Annotated in this window: 6 protein-coding genes; 1 reads left to right on the top strand and 5 read right to left on the bottom strand. The window is 71.5% G+C overall.

Annotated elements, in window-relative coordinates; translation table 11 throughout:
- The first annotated feature begins 399 nt into the window (after positions 1 to 399).
- Complete coding sequence (locus tag PROKR_RS07325; protein ID WP_036961325.1) at positions 400 to 984, top strand: TetR/AcrR family transcriptional regulator; 585 nt, start codon at positions 400 to 402, stop codon at positions 982 to 984.
- 35 nt (positions 985 to 1019) lie between these two features.
- On the opposite strand, the gene PROKR_RS07320 is transcribed toward PROKR_RS07325, so the two are convergent.
- From PROKR_RS07320 to PROKR_RS07300, 5 genes are all read right to left on the bottom strand, one after another.
- Complete coding sequence (locus PROKR_RS07320; RefSeq protein WP_245605733.1) at positions 1020 to 2528, bottom strand: sulfatase family protein; 1509 nt, start codon at positions 2526 to 2528, stop codon at positions 1020 to 1022.
- 16 nt (positions 2529 to 2544) lie between these two features.
- On the bottom strand, positions 2545 to 3546 hold the full coding sequence (locus PROKR_RS07315) for an aliphatic sulfonate ABC transporter substrate-binding protein (RefSeq protein ID WP_036961318.1): 1002 nt from the start codon (positions 3544 to 3546) through the stop codon (positions 2545 to 2547).
- An 8-nt stretch (positions 3547 to 3554) separates the two neighbouring features.
- Entirely contained in the window at positions 3555 to 4361 is an 807-nt protein-coding gene (locus PROKR_RS07310) for an ABC transporter ATP-binding protein (RefSeq protein WP_036961315.1), read from the bottom strand.
- Positions 4358 to 5170, bottom strand: a complete 813-nt coding sequence (locus tag PROKR_RS07305; protein ID WP_084800297.1) for an ABC transporter permease — start codon at positions 5168 to 5170, stop codon at positions 4358 to 4360. Before PROKR_RS07305 ends, PROKR_RS07310 begins: the two co-directional genes overlap by 4 nt.
- The coding region (locus tag PROKR_RS07300) for an ROK family protein (protein WP_036961312.1) at positions 5167 to 5629 on the bottom strand (463 nt) is incomplete at its 5' end. The genes PROKR_RS07305 and PROKR_RS07300, both read right to left, overlap by 4 nt.

Genomic DNA, 5629 nt, shown 5'->3' with positions numbered 1-5629 from the left:
GTCCTGCGCGACCGCGCCCGGCGCCACGACCAGCACGCCGGCGGCGACCGCCAGGGCCGACAGCCCGCTCCCCCAGACCCGTCCGAGAGTCCCTGCCCGCCCGAGACGTGTGCGCATCGCCGACCTCCGTGTGCGTCCGCCCGCGACCCCCTGCGGGCCCCGGTGCCGCCTCCACACTCCCACGCCAGGACCGTGACCTGTCGTGCCATCAGTAAACTTTGGGTGAAATCTACCGACAAGGGGTTCTTTCATCCGATCCCGGACCATGCACTTGCTGCCAGATCCAGCGTCATGCTGGCAGCAGGTGCATGGTCGGCACTTCGGGGGCAGGCCGCCGGGATCAGGAGGCGACAAATTGTGGACTAGCAAGTCCAGAAGAACGCTCGTACCGTCAGGGGCGTGAAGCTCACCCCGAAGGGCCAGGCGACCCGGCAGCGCATCATCGAGGGCGCCGCCGAGTACCTGCGCGGCAACGCGCCGGGCGCCGTCACGCTGGACGACGTCGGCGCGGTGACGCGCACGAGCAAGGGCCAGATCTTCCACTACTTCCCGGACGGCAAGGAGGGGCTGCTGCTCGCCGTCGCACGGCACGAGGCGGGCGGCGTGCTGACCGACCAGGAGCCGCACCTCAGCGCGCTCGACTCGTGGGAGTCGTGGACCGCGTGGCGCGACGCCGTGGTCGCCCGGTACCAGGCCCAGGGCCGGCACTGCCCGCTCGGCGCGCTCATGGACCAGATGTCGAGCTCGCCGGGCACCGCCGAGGTGATCACGGAGCTGCTGGCGCAGTGGCAGCGGGCGATCCGCGCGGGGGTCGTCTCGATGCAGGCGAGCGGCCAGGTGCGCGCGGAGCTGGACCCCGACCGGACCGCGGCGGCCTTCGTCGCCGGGATCCAGGGCGGGGTCCAGGTGCTGCGCGCCACGGGCCGGTCCGACCAGCTCGAGGCGGCGTTCGACCTCATGCTCGACTACCTGCGCGGGGCGTGACCGCGGCCGGCCACACCCAGCCGCCCGCCGCCCGGTCAGCGTGCCGCGTACGTCGTCTCGTCCAGGCCTGACTGGGTCGGGTCGTGGTCCACCTCGCCGACGTCGTACATCGTGGTCATCCAGTGGTAGAAGTTGTCGCCACGGTCCCGGAGGAGCCGGTACAGCCGCCCCATCATGCGCCGCCGCACGTCCGCCAGGCCGGCGTCCTCGTAGACGTTGGTCAGCTCGTCCGGGTCGGTGCGCAGGTCGTAGAGCTCGTTGACCGAGTCGGGGTTGACCACCAGCTTGTACCGGTCCTCCCGCAGCATGCGCTGCGGGTAGGGGAAGTGGTGCCCGTGGAACTCGCACACGATGTCCTGCTGCCACTCGACGTCCTCGCCCCGGGCCAGCGGCAGCAGGCTGCGCGAGTCGACGGCGGGCGTCGGGTCGATCCCGGCCAGCTCCAGGATCGTGGCCGTGCAGTCCAGCAGGCTCACGAACTCGGTGCGCACCTGGCCCGCCGGGCCGCCCGGGACCCGCAGCAGGCCGGGCGTGCGGTAGATGTCCTCGTACATCGCCGGGCCCTTGTCGTGCAGCCGGTGCGCGCCGGTGAACTCGCCGTGGTCGCACGTGAAGAACACCGCGGTCTCCTCCACGAGCCCCAGCCGCTCCAGCGCGTCCATGACACGACCGATCTGCTGGTCGATGAGCGTCACGTACCCCCAGTAGACCGCGATGAGCTTGCGCGTCACCTCGATCGGCATGGTGTCGAACGTCCAGTGCGCGCTGTAGTTGGCCTGAACGGGCGGCTTGCCCTCGAACGTCTCCGCGATCGAGGCGGGCAGTTCGACGCCGGCCGGGTCGAACATGTCGAAGTACTCGTCCGGCACGATGTAGGGCAGGTGCGGCCCGAAGAAGCTCAGCTCCAGGAAGAAGGGCCGCTCCCCCGACCGGAAGTCGTCCGCGTACCGTTCCAGCAGCTCGATGGTGCGCGTGGCCAGGTAGTGCTCGAACGTGGCCTCGACCGGCTGGTGCAGCCGGGCCGCCAGCAGGTTTCCCGGGCCGCCGTTGGGCAGCGTGCCGCGCACACGGTCGCTGATCTCGTACGGCGGCAGGTCGTGCTCCGCCAGATAGGCCAGGTAGTCGGGGTTGTCGACCGGGTTGTGCCAGCCGGGCAGGTCCGGCCCGTCGAACCCGAACGACGCCGCGTTCTTCTCGGTGCCCGCGTGCCACTTGCCGACCAGGCCGGTGTTGTACCCGCGCTCGCGCAGCGCCTCCACGAAGGTGAACGTGCCCTCGGCCAGGTCCTCCTGGTAGCCCACGTTGCGCTCGTGGTTGGCCAGCACCTGGTGCCGGAACGGCGCCTGCCCGGTGAGCAGGCTCGCGCGCGACGGTGTGCAGATCGCCGTCGGCGTGTACCAGCGGTCGAACCGTGTGCCGGACGCCGCCAGGCCGTCCAGCACCGGCGTGGCCGCGCGCGGGTTGCCGTAGGCACCCAGCGTGTCGGCCCGGTGCTGGTCGGTCATCAGGAACAGGACGTTCTTTGCCCCCGCTGCAGCACTCACTGCGTCACCCACCGCGTCACTCACCCGCCTTGACGAACTGGTCGCCCAGGTAGAACTCGCCCGGGTCCACGGCCTCCGGGAGCTGCCCCGCGCCGACGAAGTAGTCCTGCATCCCGGTCAGCCACGTGTCGGTGGTGCCGTCCTGGGTCAGCGCGTCGATCTCGTCGGCATCGAGCACCTGCACGTTCGCGGCGTCCGCCTCGACGTCGGCCTCCGGGAGGTCGTTGAACTCGGCCGTGAGCGCGATCGCCTCGTCCATGTGCTCGGCGCGGTAGGCTATGGCCTCGCGCAGCACCTCGAGCACGGCGTCCACCTTCTCGGGGTCGTCGGCCACCACGTCGTTGCCGGCCACGAAGGCCGTCGGGAACGCGACGGTCTCCTCGAAGTCGGTGTTCCGGGCCAGCTCCACGAGGTCGGGCACCTGCTTCTTGACCGTCGCGAGCGCCGGGTACCAGAAGCCGGCGGCGTCGACCTGCCCGGAGGAGAGCGCGGCCACGATCGCCGGCGGCTCCATGGGCACCAGCTCGACGTCCTCCTTGGTCATGCCCGCCTCCTGCAGGGCGAGCGTGAGGATCATGTCGCCCGAGGTGCCCTCCGGCACGGCGACGGTCCTGCCCCTCAGGTCCTCGACGGAGTCGATGCCCGGCTGCGCCACCACACGGTCGGCGCGGCCGAGCGTGTTCAGCGCGACCACCTTGGCCTGCCCGGAGGCGGGCAGCCAGAACGCACCGGGCCCGATGTACCCGAAGTCGAGGTCACCCGTGCCGAGCGCCTGGATCTGCAGCGGCCCGTTCGTGAACGACGACGCGGTGGCGTCGATGCCGTGCTCCGCCCAGAGCCCCTGGTCCTCGGCGATGGCCAGCAGGCTGGTGCCGTTGAAGTCGGGGATGTAGCCGAAGTCGACCTCGATCGTGGCGTCCTCGCCGGCGGCGCCGCCCTCGGCGGAGCAGGCGCCGAGGGACAGCACGAGGGCGAGGCCAGCCGCGGCCGCGCCGAGAGTTCTCCTGGAGATTCGCATGGGGGTCCTCAGTTCTTGGTCTGGGTCTGGGTCTGGTGGTACACGGCCCGCCACACGCGGTTGCGCAGCTCGGCGAACTCAGGGCTGAGCCGCACCTCCTCGGTGCGGGGGTACGGCAGGTTCACGTCGATCACCTCGTGGATGCGGCCCGGCCGGGCGGCCATGACCACCACGCGGCCGGCAAGGAACACGGCCTCGTCCACGTCGTGCGTGATGAACAGGACGGTGCGCTTCTCGGTGCTCCACGTGTCCAGGAGCTGCTCCTGCAACCGCACCCGGGTCAGGGCGTCCAGCGCCCCGAAGGGCTCGTCCATCAGCAGGATCGACGGGTTGACGGCGTAGGCGCGGGCGATGGCGCACCGCTGCTTCATGCCGCCCGACAGCGTCTTGGGCAGCGCGTCCGCGAACTGCTCCAGGCCCACCAGGCGCACGTAGTGCTCGGAGCGCTCGCGCCGCTCGGCGGCGGGCAGTCCGGCCACCTTGAGGCCGAACTCGACGTTCTTGCGCACCGTGAGCCACGGGAACAGCGCGTACTGCTGGAAGATGACGCCGCGCTCGGGGCCGGGGCCGGTCACGCCCGCGCCGTCCACGAGCACCTGGCCCGACGTCGGCGTCTCCAGGCCCGCGACGATGTTCATCAGGGTGGACTTGCCGCAGCCCGAGGGGCCCACGACGGTGACGAACTCGTTGTCGGCCACGTCCAGGGAGACGCCGTCGAGCGCGACGAACTCCTCGTCCTTGAGGGCGAACGTCTTGCGGGTGTCCCGCACGGAGATCTTGGCGGTGCCCGTCAGGGTGGGGGTGTCGGTGCTCATCGTCGTTCCTGCCATCCGGTCAGCCGGGTCTCCGCGAGCAGCAGCAGCCGGTCCATCACGAGGCCGAGCACGCCGATGGCGACGATGGAGACGAAGATCGTCGCGAGGTCGTAGTAGGTCTGGGCCTGCTGCATGCGGAACCCGAGGCCCGCCTGCGCCGCGAGCAGCTCGGCGGCCACGAGGGTGGCCCACGCCGAGCCGAGGCCCACGCGCATGCCCACGAGGATGAACGGCGAGGACGCCGGCACCACGACACGCAGGAAGATCGTGCCGTCCTTGGCGCCGAGCACCCGCGCCGCGTTGATGAGCGTCCGGTCCACGCTGACGACACCCTGGTACGTCGAGATGACGCAGGCCAGGAACGCGGCGAGGAAGATGACGAACACCTTGGGCAGCTCGCCGATGCCCATCAGCACCAGCACGAGCGGCAGCAGCGCCAGCGGCGGGATGGTGCGGAAGAACTGGATCCACGGCTCGAACAGGCCGCGGGCCGGTACGTACCAGCCCATGAGGAACCCGACCGGGATCGCGGCGGCCGAGCCGAGCAGGAAGCCCGCCAGGACGCGGCCGAGGCTCGCCAGCAGGTCCTCGGCCAGGGTCCCGCTCGCGGCGAGCTCGATGCCCTTGGCTAGCACCTCGGGCGGCGTCGGGAGCTGGAGGCCGGTCAGGGCCAGCACCCACCAGACCCCGATGCCGCCCACGATCGAGACGGCGTTCAGGGTCAGCAGCGTGGCGTGCTTGCCCGCCCGGCGGCGGGGTGGTGACCCGTTCCTCGCCGGGGTGGGGGTCGACACGGTCGACGTGGTCACAGGGCTCTCCTCGGGCGTGCGTGCAGGGGTGCGGGTATCGGGGTGCGCAGGGTTCCGCGCAGGTCCTCGCGCCCGTCGGCGGCCTCGGGCTGGGGGTAGCCGACCAGGAGCGGGGAGAGATGGAAGGCGGCGGCCAGGGCGCCCAGCGCCCCGTCGGTGTCGCGCAGCCGCCCGGCCCGGACGACGACGGGCTCCTCGGTGGGCAGCGGGTGCAGCTCGTAACGCAGCGTGGCGGCGGCCTGCTCGACGATCACGGGCGCGACGTGCACGATCTCGCCGCCGATCACGATCTCGTCGGGGTCCAGGGTCAGGGCCGCCATGCCGAGCACGCGCCCGACGGCGGCGCCGACCTCGCGCAGCACGCCCTCCACCACCGGGTCGCTGGTGGCCACGACGGCGGCGAGATCGTCGAGCGTGCTCACCTCGGCGCCCTGGGCGCGGCACGCCGCGAGCACCGCC

The organism is Promicromonospora kroppenstedtii DSM 19349 (assembly GCF_000515355.1).
GTDB lineage: Bacteria > Actinomycetota > Actinomycetes > Actinomycetales > Cellulomonadaceae > Promicromonospora > Promicromonospora kroppenstedtii.
Note: the sequence above shows the minus strand (reverse complement) of the source record. Positions and strands in the feature narration are given on the sequence as shown.

Coding starts and splice junctions, on each gene's coding strand:
- PROKR_RS07315 (WP_036961318.1), bottom strand. CDS start 3,546: ATGCGAATCTCCAGGAGAACTCTCGGCGCGGCCGCGGCTGGCCTCGCC.
- PROKR_RS07310 (WP_036961315.1), bottom strand. CDS start 4,361: ATGAGCACCGACACCCCCACCCTGACGGGCACCGCCAAGATCTCCGTG.